Origin of the sequence: Amycolatopsis sp. NBC_00438, assembly GCF_036026695.1 — a bacterium.
In the GTDB taxonomy this organism is placed as follows: domain Bacteria; phylum Actinomycetota; class Actinomycetes; order Mycobacteriales; family Pseudonocardiaceae; genus Amycolatopsis.
Window position 1 is genome coordinate 3,100,164 of record NZ_CP107923.1, and the last position, 20,674, is coordinate 3,120,837.

Annotated in this window: 1 protein-coding gene (running past one end of the window); it reads right to left on the reverse strand. The window is 74.6% G+C overall.

Annotation, left to right across the window (positions count from 1 at the left end; translation table 11 throughout):
• Positions 1 to 4: 4 nt before the first annotated feature.
• A protein-coding gene (locus OG494_RS13780; protein WP_328455606.1) for a type I polyketide synthase crosses the window boundary here: on the reverse strand, positions 5 to 20,674 show its 3' portion. The gene runs 6,471 nt beyond the window's last position; the window shows 20,670 of its 27,141 coding nt (coding positions 6,472-27,141); its start codon lies off the right edge, out of view — the gene reads right to left on this strand; its stop codon occupies positions 5 to 7.

A 20,674-nucleotide genomic window follows, 5' to 3' on the forward strand; every position in this document is an offset into this window, starting at 1 on the left:
GGGATCAGGTGGCCTCACCGTCGAGCGCGGCGCGGACCAGGTCGTCGAGCGACATCCCGTCGATGTCTTCGCTCGCCTTCCCGGTGCCGCCGACCGGGTCCGGGACCTGCCCGGCCAGGCGCCGCAGGGGTTCCAGCACGCCGATCTCACGCAGGCGGGCCAGGGGTACCGTCGCGAGCAGGGCTCGCAGTGCCGCATCGTCGTCACCGGTGTCGGGCACCAGCTGGCGGACCAGGTCCGCCGCCAGCACCGCCGGGGACGGGTGGTCGAACACCAGCGTCGCGGGCAGTTCCAGGCCGGTCGCCGCCGCGAGCTGGTTGCGCAGCTCGATCGCGCTGAGCGAGTCGAAGCCCAGTCCGGAGAACGGCCGTTCCGGGTCGACCGCGTGCGGCCCGGCGAAGCCGAGCACCGCGGCGACCTGGGTGCGGACGACGTCCAGCGCGGCCTTCTCGCGGTCCACCGCCGGCAGTTTCGCCAGCTTGTCCCGCAGGGCCCCGGAGACGTCGACCGGTGCTTCGGCCGTGAGCCGGTGGTACTCGGGCAGGTCGGTCAGCAGCGGGCTCGGGCGGGCCGCGGTGAACGTGCGCAGGAACGTGGCGTGGTCGATGTCGGCGACCACCGGGGTGGCGTCGCTCGCCAGCACGACCTGCGCGAACGTGGTGAGCGCGAGGTCCACCGGCACCGGCCGGGTCCCGGTGCGCTTGGCGCGCGCGGCGGCGTCGGCGGTCTCGGCCATGCCCGCTTGCCAAGCGCCCCAGGCGATCGACGTGCCCGGCAGCCCGGCCCGGGTGCGGTGTTCGGCGATCGCGTCGAGCACGGCGTTCGCCGCGGCGTAGTTGGCCTGGCCGGCGTTGCCGACCGAGCTGGACGCCGAGGAGAACAACGCGAAGACCTCGAGGTCGAGCTCCAGTTCGCGGGTGACCTGGTCGAGCACCCGCGCCGAGTCGGCCTTCGCCGCGAAGACAGCGTCGAACCGGTCGGCGTCGTAGCTTTCGAGGACACCGTCGTCGAGCACGCCGGCCGCGTGGACCACGGCGGACAGGGGCGCGTCCGCCGGGACGTCGGTCAATAGGGTGCGCACGGCGGCCGCGTCGGTCAGGTCGCACGCCACGATCGACGCGCGCTCGCCCAGCTCGGCCAGCAGTTCCGTGGCGTCGGGGGTGTCCGGGCCGCGACGGCCGGTCAGCACGACCTTGGCCGCGCCTTCGTCGAGCAGCCAGCGGGCCAGCCGCCGGCCGAGCGCGCCGGTGCCGCCGGTGACGACGACGGTGCCGTGCGGACGCCAGGCCTTCGGGGCCGCACCGGACGGCGTCCGGACGAGCCGGCGGGCGAACACGCCCGCGGCCCGCACCGCGACCTGGTCCTCACCGCCGGCGAGGATGCCGCCGAGCCGGGCGACCGCGTGGTCGTCGAGCTCGCCCGGCAGGTCGATCAGGCCGCCCCAGCGGCCCGGCTGTTCGAGCGCGGCCACCCGGCCGAGGCCCCAGAGCGCGGCCTGCGCCGGCGAGGTGAGCCGGTCGGACGGGATCGCGGTGACGGCGCCGCGGGTCAGGCACCACAGCGGTGCGGTGCTGCCGGTCCCGGCGAGGGCCTGCAGCAGCGCGGTGGTCGCCGCGACCCCCGCCGTCGGCGAGGATTCGTCGAGGCCCAGCAGGGAAACGACGCCGGCGACGTCGTCGAACCCGCCGAGCGCGGCGGTCAGCGACGCGCGGTCGGTGCCGGTGACGTCCATGCGCTCGGCACCGAGGGCCTTGACCACACCGGCGGCCCAGGCGTCCTCGGCGAACCCGGCCGGCACGAGGACCAGCCAGGTGCCGTCCGGGACGACGCCGAGGGAGCCGCCGAGCGGCTTCCAGGCGATCCGGTAGCGCAGGTCGTCCACAGTGGACTGGGTGGCGCGGCGGTGCTTGAGGTCCAGCAACGCAGGCAGGACGGCGTCGAGCGCGGCGCGGTCGACACCGAGATCGGCCAGGGACTCGGCGTCCAGCTCCGCCCACAGGTCCTGGCTCGTACCCGCGGTGACCTGCGCCTGGTCCGGCCAGAAGCGTTCGTGCTGGAACCGGTAGGTGGGCAGGTCGACCGGCCGCGCGCCGGTGCCGGCGAAGAACTCCGCCCAATGGACCGGAGTGCCCGCGACGTCGAGGCGCGCCAGCGCGGCGACCACTGACGTCTCGTCCGGGCGGCCCTTGCGCAGCGCGGCGGTGACCGTGGCGGACTCGCCGGCGAACGAGCGGGTCAGCGCCGCGAGGGTGCTGTCCGGCCCGAGTTCGAGGTACTTGGTGACGCCGAGAGCGCCGAGGGCGGCGACCGCGCCGGTGAAGAGCACCGGCCGGCGGGCGTGGTCGACCCAGTACTGCGCGTCCTGGATCTCCGGCCCGGCCGGGGAGGCCGTCACGGTGGACACGATCGGGAGCACCGCGGGGGCGTATCCCACCCCCGCGGCGACCCGCCCGAAGTCGTCCATCATCGCGTCCATGTGGGACGAGTGAAACGCATGGCTGACCCGCAAATGTCTAGTCTTTCCGCCCGCCGCCGCGACGGCCCCGGCCACTTCGGCCACGGCGTCCTGGTCGCCGGAGACGACCACCGCGTCGGTCCCGTTGACCGCCGCGATCGACAGCCGGCCGGCGGACCCGGCGACGAGGCGCTCGGCTTCGGCCTCGGTGGTCTGCAGTGAGACCATCGCCCCGCGCGGCAGCTCCTGCATGAGCCGGCCGCGGGCGGCGATCAGCGTGCAGGCGTCGGCCAGGGACAGCACCCCGGCGACGTGCGCGGCGGCGAACTCGCCGATCGAGTGCCCGACGAGGTAGTCGGGCCGCACGCCCCACGACTCGACGAGCCGGAACAGCGCCACTTCCAGCGCGAACACCGCGGGCTGGGCCCACCGGGTCTCGGCCAGCAGGTCGGCGTCGTCGCCGAACATCGCCTCGCGCAGCGAACCGGGCAGTTCCAGGTCCAGGTGCGCGAACACGGCGTCGAGCGCCTCGGCGAACACCGGGAACCGCGCATAGAGGTCGCGGCCCATGCCGGGACGCTGAGACCCTTGCCCGGAGAACAGGAACGCGAGCTTCCCGCCCGTCTGCGGGCCGGTGAGCACCAGCGGCGACGTCGTCCCCGCGGTGATCGCGGCGAGCCCGGTCAGCAGCTCCTCGCGGTCCTCGGCCACGACGGTGGCCCGCGCCTCGAGCCACGCGCGGGTGGTCGCCGCGGAGTACGCGACGTCGGGCAGTGCCAGCTCCGGGCGCGCGGCGAGGTGGTCCCGCAGCGCGCGGGCCTGGGCCCGCAGGCCCTCGGGCGTCCGCGCCGACAGCCTGACCGGCACGGCCACGGCGTCGGCCGGCTCCCGGCTCGGCGTGGGAGGTGCCTGTTCGAGGATGAGGTGCGCGTTGGTGCCGCTGGCGCCGAAGGCCGAGATCCCGGCGCGGCGCGGGCGGCCGGTGGCCGGCCACGGCGTGCTCTCGGCCAGCAGCGACACCGTGCCCGCCGACCAGTCGACGTGCTCCGACGGGCGGTCGACGTGCAGGGTCCTGGGCAGCAGCCCGTGCCGCATGGCCAGCACCATCTTGATCACCGCGGCGGCGCCCGCGGCGGCCTGGGTGTGCCCGAGGTTGGACTTGACCGAGCCGAGCAGCAGCGGCCGGTCCCGCTCGCGGCCGTAGGTGGCCAGCAGGGCCTGCGCTTCGATCGGGTCGCCGAGCTTGGTGCCGGTGCCGTGGGCCTCGACGGCGTCCACTTCGGACGCCGCGAGCCCCGAGACGGCCAGGGCGCGGGTGATCACGCGTTGCTGGGCCGGGCCGCTGGGGGCGGTAAGGCCGTTGGACGCGCCGTCGGAGTTGACGGCCGAGCCGCGCACCACGGCGAGGATCGTGTGCCCGTTGCGCCGCGCGTCGGATTCGCGTTCCAGCACGATCATCCCGACACCCTCGGACCAGCCCGTGCCATCGGCGGCGTCGGCGAACGCCTTGCAGCGCCCGTCGGCCGACAGCGCGCCCATCTCGCCGAACTCGACGAACCCGGCCGGGCTGGACATGATCATCACGCCGCCGGCGACGGCGAGCGAACACTCCCCCGCCCGCAGCGCCTGCGCGGCGAGGTGCATCGCGACCAGCGACGACGAGCACGCGGTGTCGACGGTGACCGACGGGCCCTCCAGCCCGAAGGTGTAGGAGACGCGGCCGGAGAGCAGGCTGCCCGCCTGGGCCGTGGACTGGTGGCCCGCGGTGTCGGTCGGCGGCCGGTAATCGCCGGAGCCACCGCCGATGTAGACGCCGGTGTCGCCGCCGCGCAACGCCGTCGCGTCGACGCCGGAGCGTTCGAACGCTTCCCACGCCACTTCGAGGACGAACCGCTGCTGCGGGTCCATCACGATGGCCTCGCGCGGCGCGATCCCGAAGAAGCCGGGGTCGAACTCGGCCGCGTCGTGCAGGAAGCCGCCTTCCTTGGCGGCACTGCTGCCGGGGCCGTCGCCGGTCAGGGTGGCCAGGTCCCAGCCGCGGTCGGCCGGGAAGCCGCCGACGACGTCACGCTCGTCGACGATCGCCCGCCAGAGCTCTTCCGGCGAGCCGATCCCGCCGGGGTACCGGCAGCTCATGCCGACGATGACGATCGGGTCACCCGCGACCGGCGCGGCCACGCTCACCTGCGCCACTTCGGCCTCGCCGATCAGCTCGCCGAGCAGGAACGCGGCCAGCTCGCGCGGGGTCGGCCGGTCGAAGACCAGCGTCGCCGGGAGCCGCAGGCCGGTCTCGGTGCTGAGGGCGTTGCGGAGGTCCATCGCGGTGAGCGAGTCGAAGCCCAGCGCGGAGAACGCGCGGTCGGTGTCGATCTCGGTCGTGTCCGGGTGCCGCAGCACCTCGGCGACGGCCGTCTTCACCACGTCCAGCACGACGTCGGCCCGGTCGCCCGCGGACTGGGCGAGTAGCCGGTCGCGCAGGCCGTGGGTCCGCTCGCCGGCCTCGGCCGGGCTGTGCAGCTGCGCCAGCAGCGGGCTCGGGCGCCGCGCGGTGAACGCCGGGCCGAACCGCTCCCACCGGACGTCGGCCACGACAGTGGTGACGTCGTCGGCGCGCACGGCCGTCGTGAGCGCGGTGACGGCGGTCGCCGGGTCGAGCGCGGGCAGGCCGCTGTCGCGCAGGTGGTCGAGGTCCTCGTCGGCGCCTTCCCACGCCGAGAACGCGACGACCGCCGCCTTCTCGCCGCGGTCGCGGCGCTGGCGGGCGAACGCTTCGAGCGCGGCGGCCTCGGCGGCTTCGTCACCGCGGCCGCGCACGCCCCACACCCCGGCGATCGAGGTGAGCAGCACGAACGCATCGAGTTCCTTGCTGTCCAGCAGGTCCGCGAGGTGCCGGGCGCCCGCGAGACCTTCGCCGTGGATGACGGCGTCGGGCGGGAACTGCGTGAGCAGGTCGCGCAAGGTATCCGGGTCGGCCGTGGCGCCGCGGACGACGTGGACGCCGTCGCGCTCGGCGAGCCGGTCCGCGATCGCGGTGGCCGGGCCGTCGCCGGTGACGAGCACGGTGCCGAACGGCTCCCAGTGCTCGCCGGGCGCGCCGGCGCGGGTCAGGCGGCGGCCGTAGGCCCCGGCCGCCCGGACGGCGACCTGGTCCTCGTCGCCGGCGAGCACGCCGGCAAGCCGGGCCGCGGTCCGCGCGTCCAGGTCGGCGGGGACGTCGACGAGCCCGCCCCAGCGCACCGGGTCGTGCAGCGCGGCCACGCGGCCGAAGCCCCACAGCGCGGCCGTTTCCGGCGACGCGATCCGCTCGGCCGGGGTCACGGCGACCGCGCCCCGGGTCACGCCCCACACCGGCGCGTCGAGGCCGGCGTCGTCGAGCGCGGCCAGCAGCGCGCGGGTGTCGGCCACGGTGTCGAGCAGGGACACGATCCGCGTGGCCCGCACCTGCGTCAGGTCGGCGTCGGGGCGGTGGACCTCGGCACCGAGCACGTCGGCGACCTTCGAGGCCCACTCGATGTCCGGGCCGGTGATGACCACGACATCGGCGGCGTCAGCAGCGCCGACGGTGACGGGCTGCCAGGTGATCCGGTAGCGCAGGTCGTCGGCGGCGGATTCGGCGTCGCGCTTGCGGCGCCATTCGGCCAAGGCGGGCAGTACGGCGGTGAGCGCGGCCGGGTCGACGTCCAGGGCGGTCGCCAGCTCGGCGCCGTCGGCGCGGTCGACCGACGCCCAGAACTCGGCGTCGACGGCGGTCCCGGTCACGACCGTGGCGGGTGCGTCGGGCCAGTAACGACGGCGTTGGAAGGCGTAGGTGGGCAGCTCGGCGCGCCGCCCGGCGGTGCCGGCGAACCAGGCCGCCCAGTCCGGGTCGATTCCGGCGGTGAACAGCGTGCCGAGTGCCGTCGCGGCACTGTCCTCTTCGGACTTTCCGCGGCGGAGCACCGGCACGACGACTCGGTCGGCCGCCTCGGCGACGAGCGGCGTCAGGACGGCATCCGGCCCGATCTCGACGTACAGCGAGACGTCGGACTCCGCGAGCCGGTCCAGGGTGTCGCCGAACCGGACGGTGTCACGCACGTGCCGCACCCAGTACTCCGGCGACGTGACGTCACCCGACGTCACGACCGGGATCGACGGCGCCGCGAACCGCAGGCCCGCGACCACCGTGCGGAACTCGTCGAGCATCGGCTCCATCAGGTGCGAGTGGAACGCGTGCGAGACCGCAAGCCGTTTGCTGCTCTCGAAGTTCGCCGCCACGGCGAGCACGGCGTCCTCGGCACCGGACAGCACGACCGACTCGGGCCCGTTGACGGCGGCGAGGTCGACGCCGTCGGTGAGCCGGACATCGGCCTCGGCCGCGCGGACGGCGACCATCGCGCCGCCCTCGGGCAGCGCCTGCATGAGCCGGCCGCGAGCCGCGACGAGCGTGCAGGCGTCTTCGAGGGACAGCACACCGGCGACGTGGGCGGCGGCGATCTCGCCGATCGAGTGCCCGGCGACGAAGTCGGGGCGGATCCCCCACGACTCCAGGAGCCGGAACAAGGCGACCTCGACCGCGAACAGCGCGGGCTGGGCCCAGCCGGTGTGGTCCAGCTCGGCCGCGTCGTCGCCCCAGGCGACGTCTCGCAGCGAGCCGGGCAGCCCGGCGTCGAAGTGGGCGCAGACCTCGTCCCACGCCTCGGCGAACACCGGGAACCGGTCGTACAGCCCGCGGCCCATGCCGAGGCGCTGGGCGCCCTGGCCGGAGAACAGGAACGCGCTCACGCGCTCGCGAGCGACACCGCGAGCCACGACCCGGCCGTCGGCCAAGACGGCGCGGTGGTCGAGCGCGGCACGTCCGGTGGCCAGGGTGAACCCGGCGTCCAGGGCGTCGGTCTCGACGTCGGCCAGCAGGGCGAGCTGCGCGTCGAGCGCGGCCGCCGAGCGGGCCGACACCGGCCACGGCACGACCGCCGGGCAGGTCCCGGTCACCTCGTCGCGGACCGGCGGCGCCTCCAGGATCACGTGGGCGTTGGTGCCGCTGACGCCGAACGACGACACGGCCGCGCGACGTGGGCGGCCGGTCTCGGGCCACGCGGTCGCCTCGGTGACCAGCCGGACCGCACCGGCCGTCCAGTCCACGTGGGACGACGGCTCGCCGACGTGCAGTGTCTTCGGCACGGTGCCGCGGCCGAGGGCCAGCACCATCTTGATGACGCCGGCGGCGCCGGCGGCGGCCTGGGTGTGGCCCAGGTTCGACTTCACCGAGCCGAGCAGCAGGGGCTCTTCGCGCTGGCGGCCGTAGGTGGCCAGCAACGCCTGGGCTTCGATCGGGTCACCGAGGGTGGTGCCGGTGCCGTGCGCCTCGACGACGTCGACGTCCTCAGTGGACAGTCCGGCGTTGGCCAGGGCCTGGCGGATCACGCGTTGCTGCGACGGGCCGTTCGGGGCGGTGAGCCCGTTGGACGCGCCGTCCTGGTTCATCGCCGAACCCCGCACCACGGCGAGGACGTCGTGGCCGAGACGGCGCGCGTCGGACAGCCGCTCGACCACGAGGACGCCCGCGCCCTCGGACCAGGTCGTGCCGTCGGCGGCGTCGGAGAAGGCCTTGCAGCGGCCGTCGGCGGCGAGGCCGCCCTGGGCGTCGAACTCGACGAAGGAGAACGGGCTGGTCATCACCGTGACGCCGCCGACCAGGGCCAGCGAGCACTCGCCCGAGGCGAGCGACTGGGCGGCCCAGTGCAGCGCGACCAGCGACGACGAGCAGGCCGTGTCGACCGTGACGGCCGGGCCTTCCAGGCCGAGCGTGTAGGACAGCCGGCCGGACAGCACGCTCGCCGTCGTGCCGGTGGCCATGTGCCCGGCGACGTCCGCGCCCGAGGTGAGCAGCAGGCCGGTGTAGTCCTGGCCGTTGGTGCCGACGAACACGCCGGTGTCGGAGCCGCGCAGCGTCGCCGGGTCGATCCCGGCGTGCTCCAGGGACTCCCACGACGTCTCCAGCAGCAGCCGCTGCTGCGGGTCCATCGCGAGGGCCTCGCGCGGCGAGATGCCGAAGAACCCGGCGTCGAAGTGCCCGGCGTCGGGCAGGAACCCGGCCTGGCCGGCGCCGATCGTCGAGAGATCCCAGCCGCGGTCGGCCGGGAACGGCCCGATCGCGTCGCCGCCGCCGGCCAGGAGGTCCCAGAAGGTGCGCGGCGAGGTGACGCCGCCGGGGAAGCGGCAGCCGATGCCGACGATGACGACCGGGTCGGTCGTGTCGGCCCGGGTGGCCGCCGTGGTCGTGGTGAGTTCGGTGGTGCCGACCAGTTCGCCGAGCAGGAACGCGGTCAGCGCGCGCGGCGTCGGGTGGTCGAAGACCAGCGACGACGGCAGCGCGAGGCCGGTCGCCGCGCCGATGCCGTTGCGGAGTTCGACCGCGGTGAGCGAGTCGAAGCCGAGGTCGGCGAACGCGGCGTCCGGCGCGACCGCGCCGGCGTCGGAGTGCCCGAGGACCATCGCGACCTGCGTGCGCAGCAGGCTCAGCAGGTGCTTCTCGCGGTCGGCGTCGGGCAGTCCGGCCAGGGTGGTGCGCAGGTCGCCGCGCTCCCCCGCCTCGCGGGCCTGGCTGAGCACGGCCTTCGCCGCGGGCAGGTCGGCCAGCAGCGGGAACGGCCGGCCGATGGTGAACGCCGGGATGAAGCGGGTGAAGTCGATGTCGGCGACGACGACTTCGGCGTCGCCGGCGCCGATCGCGCGGCGCATCGCCGCGATCGCCCGGTCCGGCGGCAGCAGGGCGAGCCCGCCGCGGCCGACGCGGTCCTGCACCCCGGCGTCGCCGCCGAGCATGCCGGCGCCCGCCCAGGGACCCCAGGCGATCGACGTCGCGGCCTTACCGGCCGCCCGGCGGCGGGCGGCGAGCGCGTCGAGGTAGGCGTTGGCGGCCGCGTAGTTGCCCTGCCCGGCCGCGCCGAACGTGCCCGCGGTGGAGGAGAACAGCACGAAGGCGTCGAGGTCTTCGGTCAGTTCGTCGAGGTTCTCGGCGCCGGTGCACTTCGGGCTGAAGACGGTCGCGAACTGGGCTGGGGTCAGGGAATCCGTGGTGCCGTCGTCGACGACACCGGCGGTGTGCACGACGGCGTTCACCGTCGGGAGCGACGCGATGAGTGCGGCCAGGGCGTCGCGGTCGGCGACGTCGCAAGCTGCGATCGTCACGCGCGCTCCGGCTGCGGTGAGTTCGGTTTCGAGGTCGGCCGCGCCGGGCGCGTCCGGGCCGCTGCGGCTGACGAGCACCAGGTGGTCCGCACCGGCCGTGGCGAAGCGGCGCGCGACTTCCGCGCCGAGCCCGCCGGTGCCGCCGGTGATCAGGACGGTGCCGCGCGGGGTGTAGGCCGTGACCCCGGCGTCGGTGACCGGGGCCGGGGCGAGGCGGCGGGCGAAGACCCCGGACGGCCGGACGGCGACCTGGTCCTCGTCGCCGATCCCGGCCAGGACGGCGAAGAGCCGGTTGACCGCGCGGGTGTCCAGGGTTTCGGGCAGGTCGACGAGGCCGCCCCAGCGCTGCGGCTGCTCCAGCCCCAGCACCCGGCCGAGGCCCCACAGGGCCGCACCCCGCGGGTCCGCCGCGGGGTCGGCGGCACCGACGCTGACGGCGCCGCGGGTCGCCCACCACAGCGGCGCGGCGATCCCGGTGTCACCGAGCGCCTGCGCCACGGTGAGGGCCCTGTCGGTCTCGCCCAGCAGAGAAAGGACGACATCTGTGTCTACTTCGGACAGACGAGCGGCCAGGGTCTCGCGGTCTTCGTTGCCGACCTCGAACCGGACACCGTCCACAGCGGACAGGACCGACTCGGCCCACGGGCCGGGTCCGGCGGGCACGACGACCAGCACGCGGCGCGGGGTCGCGGCCTCGGTGCGCACCGGCGTCCAGACGACGCGGTAACGCCACGTGTCGGCCTCGGACTCCGTCCGGACCTGGCGCCGCCAGGCGGTGAGTGCGGGCAGGACCGTGCCGAGCGCGTCGCGGTCGACGTCGAGCGTGGTGGACAACGAAGTGACGTCGGCGGCTTCGAGAGCCGTCCAGAAGCCGGTGTCGGCTTCGGCCGTGGACTCCGCCGGAGCGGACTCCGGCCAGTAGCGGGTGCGCTGGAAGGCGTAGGTGGGCAGGTCGATCCGGCGGGCGCCGGTGCCGGCGTAGAAAGCGGCCCAGTCGGGGCGGACGCCGTGCGCGTGCAGCTCGCCGAGCAGCGCCGCGACGGTCTCGCCCTCCGGCCGGTCGCGCCGCAGCACGGGCCGCACGGCGACGGCCGCGTCGGTGACGCTCTCGCCGACCATCGCCGACAGCACGCCGTCGGGCCCGAGTTCGACGTAGGCGGTGACGCCGGCGTCGTGCAACGCCGTGATCGCATCGCCGAACCGGACGCCCTCGCGGGCGTGGCGGACCCAGTAGTCCGGAGTGGACACCAGCTCGGCGTCACCGAACCCACCGGTCACCCCGGAAACGAAGGACAGATCGGGTGCCGAGTAGGTGAGCCCGGCGACGGCCGCGCGGAACTCGTCCAGCATCGGGTCCATCGCCGCCGAGTGGAAGGGGTGGGAGACGGTCAGGCGACGGGTCTTCGGGAACTGTTCGGCGAACGCGAGCACGGCGTCCTCGGGACCGGCGACGACGGTCGCCCGCGGCCCGTTGACCGCGGCGATGTCGACGCCCTCGGGCAGCAGGGCCCGCACGTCGGCCTCGGCCTCGCGGATCGCGACCATGGCGCCGCCGGACGGCAGTGCCTGCATGAGGCGGCCGCGGGCGAGCACCAGCGTGGCGGCGTCGGCCAGGGAGAACACCCCGGCGACGTGCGCTGCGGCGATCTCGCCGACCGAGTGCCCGGCGACGTGGTCGGGCCGCACGCCCCACGACTCCAGGAGCCGGAAGAGCGCGACCTCGATCGCGAACAACGCGGGCTGGGCGTAGCGGGTTTCGTCGAGCAGCGCGGCTTCCGGCGTGCCCGGCTCAGCGAACAGCAGGCCGTGCAGCGGGTGTTCGAGGCCGGCGTCCAGGTGGGAGACGACCTCGTCGAGCGCCTCGGCGAAGACGGGGAACCGCTCGGCCAGCTCACGCCCGGCACCCGGGCGCTGGCTGCCCTGCCCGGTGAACAGGAACGCGGTGCCGGGACCGCCTGTGGTGCCGCGCAGCACGGACGCCGCGGGCTCGTCGGCGGCGACGGCGGCGAGCCCGTCGAGGACGTCGTCGTGCGTGGCGGCCAGGACGACCGCGCGGTGGCTCAGGTCGGCTCGGGCCGTGGCGAGCGAGAAGCCGAGGTCGGCGAGCGCGGGCTCGGGCTGGTCGGCCAGCCAGGTGCGCAGCCGCGCGGCCTGGGCGCGCAGGGCTTCCGGCGTCCGGGCGGACACGACCAGCGGGACGGTCCCGACGGTCTTGGGCTCGGCTTCGGCTTCCTCGATCTCGGCGGCGGAGGCCTGTTCCAGCACGGTGTGGACGTTGGTGCCGCTCAGGCCGAACGACGAGACGGCGGCGCGGCGCGGCGCACCGGTCTCGGGCCAGTCAGTCTGCTCGTCGAGCAGCGCGATGGTCCCGCTCGACCAGTCGATGTGCGACGACGGCGTGCTCGCGTGCAGCGTCTTCGGCAGCACGCCGTGGCGCATCGCCATGACCATCTTGAGGACGCCGGCGATGCCGGAGGCCATCTGCGTGTGGCCGATGTTGGACTTCACCGAGCCGAGCAGCAGCGGGCGTTCGCGCTCACGGCCGTAGGTGGCCTGCAGCGCCTGGACCTCGATCGGGTCGCCGAGCGCGGTGCCGGTGCCGTGGCCCTCGACGACGTCGACGTCCGAAGTGGACAGACCCGAGTTGGCCAGCGCCTGCTTGATCACGCGCTGCTGGGACGGCCCGTTCGGCGCGGTCATGCCGTTGGACGCGCCGTCGGAGTTCATCGCCGAGCCGCGGACGACGGCCAGGATCTCGTGGCCGTTGCGCCGCGCGTCGGACAGCCGCTCGACCAGGACCAGGCCGATGCCCTCGGCGAGGCTCATGCCGTCGGCTTCGTCGGAGTAGGCCTTGCAGCGGCCGTCGGGCGCCATCGCGCGCTGGCGGCTGAAGCCGATCCACGGCGCGGGCGTGGCCATCACGGTGACACCGCCGGCCAGCGCCATCGTGCTCTCGCCGTTGCGCAGGGACTGGCAGGCCAGGTGCAGCGCGACCAGCGACGACGAGCAGGCCGTGTCGAGCGTGACGGCCGGGCCTTCCAGGCCGAACAGGTAGGCGACGCGGCCGGACAGGACACTCGACACCGAACCGGTGATCATGTGGCCTTCGGAGCCCTCGGCCGCGTTGAGCACGGTCGAGCCGTAGTCCTGGTAGCTGGAGCCGATGAAGACGCCGGTGCGGCTGCCGCGCACGGTCGCCGGGTCGACGCCGGCGCGTTCGAGGGCCTCCCACGAGACTTCCAGCAGGAGCCGCTGCTGCGGGTCCATCGAGAGTGCCTCGCGCGGCGAGATGCCGAAGAAGCCGGCGTCGAAGTCCGCGGCGCCTTCGAGGAAGCCGCCGAGCGTCGAGTAGGTCTTGCCGCTGCGGTCCGGGTCGGGGTCGAACAGCCCGGCCGCGTCCCAGCCGCGATCGGCCGGGAACGACGAGATCGCGTCCCCGCCGCCGAGCACGAGGTCCCACAACGCTTCCGGCGAAGCGACACCGCCGGGGAACCGGCAGCTCATGCCGACGATGGCGATCGGCTCGTCGACCATCGCCCGCGTGACGACGGTCTCGGCGGTGTCCGATCCGTCCAGAGTGGACAGGATGAACCCGGCCAGCGCGTCGGCGTTCGGGTAGTCGAACACGACGGTGCTGGGCAGGCTCAGGCCGGTCACGACTTCGAGGCGGTTGCGCAGGTCGACGGCGGTGAGCGAGTCGAAGCCGAGGTCACGGAAGGCGCGGTCGGCCTCGACGGCGTCCCCACCGGCGTGGCCGAGAACGGTGGCGGCTTCGGCACGCACGAGGTCGACGACGAGCCGGCGTCCCGCCGCGGCGGGCAGCGCCCGGACCCGGCCGGCGAACGCAGCGACGTCGGCCGTCTCCGGCGCGGCCTCGGCGAGCTTGCGGACCGCGGGCAGCTCGGCGAACAGCGGGCTGGGCCGCACCGACGTGAAGACCGGGTAGTACCGCTCCCAGTCGAGGTCGGCGATCATCAGCGACGTCTCGTCGTCCTCGAGGGCGCGCTTCAGCCCGGCCAGGGCGAGGCGCGGTTCCATGAACTGCAGGCCACTGCGCAGGATCCGGCCCGGGTCGACCCGGCCGAGCTCGCGGTCGTCGGCCCAGATGCCCCAGGCGATCGTCGTCGCCGGGACACCGCGGGCGCGCCGCTGCTCGGCGAGGGCGCCGAGGTAGGCGTTGGCCGCGGAGTAGGCGCCGTGGTCACCGCTGCCCCAGACGCCGGCGGTCGAGGAGTACATCACGAAGTGCTCGAGTTCACCCTCGTCGAGCAGCTCGTCGAGGACGGCGTCGAGGTTGGCCGCGCCGGTGACCTTGGCGTCGAGGACCTCGGCGAAGGCGGTGGGGTCGGTGCCGGTCAGCGGCGCGAGGGCGATGTGCGCGGCGGTGTGCACCACGGTGGTGATGCGGCGGCCTTCACCCTTGAGCCGGGTGATCAGGGCGGCGACGGCGTCGCGATCGGTGACGTCGAGGGCGACCACTTCGGCCGAGCCGAGTTCAGCCTGGAGAGCCGCGGCACCAGGCGCGTCGAGGCCGCGGCGGCCGGTCAGGACGACGTGCTCGACACCTTCACCGGCGAGCCAGCGGGCGAGGTGCGGGCCGAGGGTGCCGGTGCCGCCGGTGACGATGGCGGTGCCGTGGGCGCGCCAGGTCCGTTCCGGACGGCGCCCGGCGACGGGAGCGGGCACGATCCGGCGCGCGAACACGCCGGAGGCCCGGACGGCGAGCTGGTCCTCGTCGCCGGACCCGCTCAGCACGGCGGCAAGCCGCCGAGCGGCCGCGGCGTCGAGGGTCTCGGGCAGGTCGATCAGCCCGGCCCAGTGCCCGGGGTGTTCGAGGGCGGCGGACCAGCCGAGGCCGTGCACCTGTGCCTGGGCGGGATCGCGGACGGGGTCGGCGGGCCCGGTGGAGACCGCGCCGCGGGTCAGCGCCCAGATGGGGATCGCCGGGTCCGTCTCGGCGACAGCCTGGACGAGCGAGAGGGTCCGCAGCAGCCCGCGGTCGAGGCCGGGGTGCCCCGTCGGCGCGTGGTCGGCGGCGAGCAGCGAGACGATGCCGGTCACACCCTCGGTGTCGCCGAGCGCGCTCGTCAACGCCGCGCGATCGGAGTCGTCGACGAGCGTCACCAGGCGCACCTCGGCGCCGTGGCCGCGCAGGGCATCGGCGACCTCGCCATCCGCGTCGTCGCCGATGACCAGCCAAGTTCCGGACAGGGTTCCGCCGGCCGGGCGGGCCGGGCGCCAGGCGACGCGGTACCGCCAGGCGTCCACAGTGGACTCTTCGTCCCGGCGGGCGTGCCAGGCCGACAGTGACGGCAGCACGTCTTCGAGGGCACCTCGCTGGTGCTCGTCGAGGTCCAGCAGCCGGGTCAGCTCGGCGGTGTCGGCGCGGCCGACCGCCTGCCACAGCTCGTCGTCGGCCGGGGCGCCCGCCATCGCCGGCGCCGCTTCTTCGATGGCCCAGTAGTGCTCGTGCTGGAACGCGTAGGTGGGCAGGTCGGCGCGGCGGCCGCCGGTCAGGGTGTCCGCCCAGTCGACCGCCACCCCGCGGGTGTGCGCCTCGGCCAGGGACTTCAGGAACCGGTCGGGCCCGCCGTCGTCGCGGCGCAGCGTGCCCAGCGCGGCGACCGGGACCCCTGCCGCCTCGGCCAGTTCGCCGATCGCCATGGTGAACACCGGGTGCGGGCTCGACTCGACGAACACCGGGTGGCCGTCGGCGACCGCCGCGGACAGCGCCGCGCCGAACTCGACGGTCCCCCGCAGGTTGCGGCACCAGTAGTCGCCGGTCAGCTCGGTCGGCTCGACGAGCCCGCCGGTCACCGTCGAGTAGAACCGGACGCCGGTCTCGCGCGGGGCCACCGGTGCAAGTAGTTCGGCGAGCTCGCCGGCGATCTCGTCCACCTGCGGCGAGTGTGCCGCGAAGTCGACGCCGTCCAGCCGCCAGCGCATCATGCCCGCCTTCGCGAGCCGCCGTTCCAACGTGGCCAGGGCGTCCGGGTCGCCGGACACGGTGACCGAACGCGGCCCGTTCACGGCCGCGACGGCGATCCGGTCGGCCAGCTCGGCGATCAGCTCGCGGACGTCGTCCGCGGCGGCAACGACCGACAGCATCGCCCCTCGGCCGGAGAGCCGCTCGGCGATCAGCCGCGACCGCAGCGCCACGATCCGGGCGCCGTCCTGCAGCGTCAGAGCCCCGGCGACACACGCCGCGGCGATTTCGCCCTGCGAGTGCCCGATCACGGCGACCGGCTCGACACTGTGTTCGCTCCACAGGCTCGCCAGCGAGACCATCACGGCCCACAGCACCGGCTGGATCACGTCCACCCGGGCCAGCGCCTCTTCGTCGCGCAGTACTTCCGGCAGCGACCAGTCGGCGAAGTCCGCCAGCGCGGCGGCGCATTCGGCCATCCGGCCGGCGAACACCGGCGACGACGCGAGCAGTTCGCGGGCCATGCCCGGCCACTGCGAATCCTGGCCGGGGAAGACGAACACGGGTGCGGCGGTGCGCTTGGCGACCCCGCGCACGAGCGCGGCGTCGGCGGCGTTCCCGGCCAGTGCGGCGAGGCCGCGGCGCAGGTCCAGCGGGTCTTCGCCGACGACGACAGCGCGCTGTTCGAACAACGACCGCGTCCCGGCGAGGGACCAGCCGACGTCCACCGGCCGCGTCGCGGGGTGCTCGTCGAGGTGGCGCAGCAGCCGCAGCGCCTGAGCCTGCAGGGCGGGCGCGGTGCGCGCGGACAGCGGCCAGACGACCGGTCCGGACACGGCTTCGGGCTCGGCCGGGACGTCTTCCGGTGCGGGGGCTTCGATGATCGCGTGGGCGTTGGTACCGCTGATGCCGAACGACGAGACGCCGGCCCGGCGCGGACGTCCGGTCTCCGGCCACTCGGCCTGTTCGTGCAGCAGCTGGACCGCGCCGGCCGACCAGTCGATCTTCGTGGACGGCTGATCGACGTGCAGGGTGCGCGGCAGCACGCCGTGGTGCATCGCGTGCACCATCTTGATCAAGCTGGCCACGCCGGCGGCGGACTGGGTGTGCCCGATGTTGGACTTCACCGAGCCGATCAGCAGCGGCCGCTCGCGGTCGCGGCCGTAGGTCGCCTGCAGCGCCTGGACCTCGATCGGGTCACCGAGCGCGGTGCCGGTGCCGTGCGCGTCGAGCGCGTCGACCTCGGCCGCGTCGAGCCCGGCGTTGGACAGGGCCTGGCGGATGACCCGCTGCTGCGAGGGCCCGTTGGGGGCGGTGAGGCCGTTGGACGCGCCGTCGGAGTTGACCGCGGTGCCGCGCACGACGGCGAGGACCTGGTGGCCGTGGCGGCGGGCGTCGGACAGTCGTTCCAGCACGAGGATGCCGACGCCTTCGGCGAGGCTCATGCCGTCGCCGGCTTCGGAGAACGCCTTGCAGCGGCCGTCGGCGGCCAGCGCGCGCTGGCGGCTGAACGCGACGAACGGGTCGGGCGACGCCATGATCGTGGCGCCACCGGCCAGCGCCAGGGAGCTTTCCCCGGCACGCAGGGACTGGCAGGCCAGGTGCAGCGCCACGATCGAGGACGAACACGCCGTGTCGACGGTGACCGATGGGCCCTCGAAGCCGAACAGGTACGACAACCGTCCGGAAAGGACACTCGGGATGGTGCCGGTGACGAGGTGGCCTTCGGAGCCTTCGCCGGTCGAGGTGCCGTAGTCCTGGAAGCTGGAGCCGATGAAGACGCCGGTCCGGCTCCCCCGCACCGAAGCGGGGTCGACGCCGGCGCGTTCCAGGGCCTCCCAGGAAACCTCGAGCAGGAACCGCTGCTGCGGGTCCATGGACATGGCTTCACGCGGCGAGATCCCGAAGAAGCCGGCGTCGAACTCGGCGGCGTCCTCCAGGAACCCCCCGAGCGTCGAGTAGGTCTTGCCGCCCCGGTCGGGGTCCGGGTCGAACAGGCCCGCGGTGTCCCAGCCGCGGTCGGCGGGGAACGACGAGATCGCGTCCACGCCGCCCACGACGACGTTCCAGAGGTCCTCCGGGGAGCCGACGCCGCCGGGGAAGCGGCAGCCCATGCCGACGATGGCGATCGGCTCGTCGACGGCACCCGGTGTGACGACGACGTCGCCGACGGCCGGACCGTCGATCTCCTCACGCAGGAACGCGACGAGCGCCAGCGGGGTCGGGTAGTCGAACACCAGCGTCGCGGGCAGCGACAGACCGGTGGCGTCGGCCAGCCGGCGGCGGAACTCGACGGCGGTCAACGAGTCGAAGCCGAGGTCGCGGAACGCGCGGTCCTCGTCGATCGCGTCGGCCGTCACGTGCCCCAGCACGGCGGCGGCGTCGACGCGCACCAGGTCCAGCAGCGCGCGGTCGCGTTCGGTCTCGGACATCCCGGCGAAGCGGGCCGCGAAGGCGGTCACGGCGGTGGCCGCGACCGGCTCGGGCTTGCTCTCGACGAGTTCGTCGAACAGCCGGCTGGCGCGGGTCGCGGTGAACACCGGCAGGAAGGTGTCCCAGGTGATGTCGGCGACGACGACGGCCGTGTCGTCGCGCAGCAGGGCGCGTTCCAGCTCGGCGAGCGCCGGGGCGGTCGGGAGGAACCCGAGGCCGCGGCGGCTCAGCTGGCCGGCGACGTGCTCGTCGGTGGCCATGCCTTCCTCGGCCCAGGCGCCCCAGGCGATCGACGTCGCCTTGCGGCCGCGGGCCCGGCGGGCTTCGGCGAGCGCGTCGAGGTAGGCGTTCCCGGCGGCGTAGGCGGCCTGGCCGCCACTGCCCCAGACGCCGGCGACGGAGCCGAAGAGCAGGAAGAAGTCGAGGTCGTGCCCGGAGAGGAGGACGTCGAGGTGCGCCGCGCCCTCGGTCTTGGCGGCCATGACGCGGGTGTACTCGGCGAAGTCGGCGCCGTGGATCGGATCCATCGCCTGCGCGATGCCCGCGGTATGCACGACCCCCGTGAGGTCCAGGCCGTCGAGAAGGTTTTCGACGGCGGCGCGGTCGGCGATGTCACAGGCGGCGATCGTCACCCGGGCACCGGCCTCGGTGAGTTCGGCTTCGAGTTCGGCGGCGCCGGGTGCTCCCGGGCCGCGACGGCTGACGAGCACGAGGTGCTCGGCTCCGGCGGCGGCGAGCCACCGCGCGACGGACGCGCCGAGCGCACCGGTGCCGCCGGTGACGAGCACGGTCCCGGAAGCGCGGAAACGCTCGGTGGGTTCGGCGGGCAGATACCGCCCGATCCGCCGGCCGAAGGCCCCCTGGGCCCGGATCGCGACCTGGTCCTCCCCACCGGACGCGGCGAGCACGGCGGCGAGCCGTCGCCCGGCGGCGGGGTCGAGGGTGGCGGGCAGGTCGATCAGCCCACCCCACAGTGCGGGCTGTTCGAGCGCGGCGGTCCGGCCGAGCCCCCAGATCCGCGCGGCGACGGGGTCGGGCGCCCCTTCCCCGGCGGTGACGACGGCGCCGGCGGTGAGCGTCCACAGGCGAAGGCCGAGGTCGGCGTCGCCAAGAGCCTGAACGAGGGTAAGCAGATCCCGCAACCCGGCATCCCCGGCGGCGGGCAGGTGGAGGACGCCCTCAGCCGGCCCAGCCACGGCAAGCGCCGCGGCCAGTCGCGCACGCTCGTCCAGATCCGTGAATGGCACATCGAGGGACTTAGAGTCCGTGAATGTGCCATTCACGAACTTCGGAGCGTCCAGAGCCGACAGAACCACACGCTTGATCGTGGCGCCGTGGGTGGTCAGGGCCGACGCGATCTCGGTGCCTTCGTCGGCGGTCGACGTCACCAGCAGCCAGGTTCCCGGCAAGGAAGGGTTCTCCGCCGTGCGGAACGGATGCCACTCGGTGCGGTAACGCCACGATTTCGCCGTCTCCTCCGCCGCTCGGCGGTCACGCCAGCCCGAGAGGGCCGGCAGCAGCGTCGTCAGGGACTCCTGCTGGTCGTCGCCCAGGTCGAGCAGGCCCGCCAGTTCCGCTGGGTCGCCGCGGCCGATCGCCTCCCACAGCGGGCCGTCCGCCGTGGCGGCCACGGACCGCGCCGGGACGGCGGCAGCCCAGTAGTGCTCACGCTGGAACGGGTACGTCGGCAGCTCGACCGGCGCGCCCGCGCGGCCGAGGTAGGCCGGCCAGTCCACCGCGCAGCCGCGCGTGTGCAGCACGGCGAGGGCGGCGACGGCGGACTCCACCTCCGGACGGTCCTTGCGCAGCAACGGGATCGCGCCCGGCTGGTCGATCATCGCCGACAGCACCGCCGACGGTCCGAGTTCCAGGAACGTGGAGGCATCCGAGCGCGAGATCGTCTCGGCGAACCGGACCGTCGCGCGCACGTGCTCGACCCAGTAGCCCGGCGACCGGACGTCGCCCTGGGCCACGAACCTCAGCGACGGCTCGGCGAAGTCCAGCCCCCGCACGACCTCGCCGAACTCCGCCAGCATCGGGTCCATCAGGTGCGAGTGGAACGCGTGCGACACGTCCAGGCGCTTCGTCCGCTCGAAGCGCGCAGCGACCGCGAGCACGGCGTCCTCGACGCCCGACAGCACCACCGAGTCCGGGCCGTTGACCGCCGCGATGTCGACGCCGTCGGTCAGGCCTGCGCGAACGTCCTCTTCGGGCGCCTGCACCGACACCATCGCGCCGCCGGCGGGCAGGGCCTGCATCAGCCGCGCCCGTGCGGACACCAGCGCGCACGCGTCGTCCAGGGACAGGACGCCCGAGACGTGCGCCGCCGCGATCTCGCCGATCGAGTGCCCGGCGACAAGATCCGGGCGGACGCCCCACGACTCCAGCAGCCGGAACGCGGCCACACCGAAGGCGAACAACGCGGGCTGCGCGTTCCCGGTCCGCGCCAGCGCGGCCGGGTCGTCACCCCACACCACGCCCCGCAGGCCCGGCTCGCACCGGTCGAGGACGTCGGTGAAGACGTCGGCGAACACCGGGAACCGCGAAGCCAGCTCACGCCCCATGCCCAAGCGCTGGGCGCCCTGGCCGGGGAAGACGAACGCAAGCCCGCCGGCCGCGGTCGTACCGGTGATCAGGCCGGGCGCCGGGTTTCCCGCGGCGAGCGCGGCCAAAGACGAAGACACGTCGTCACC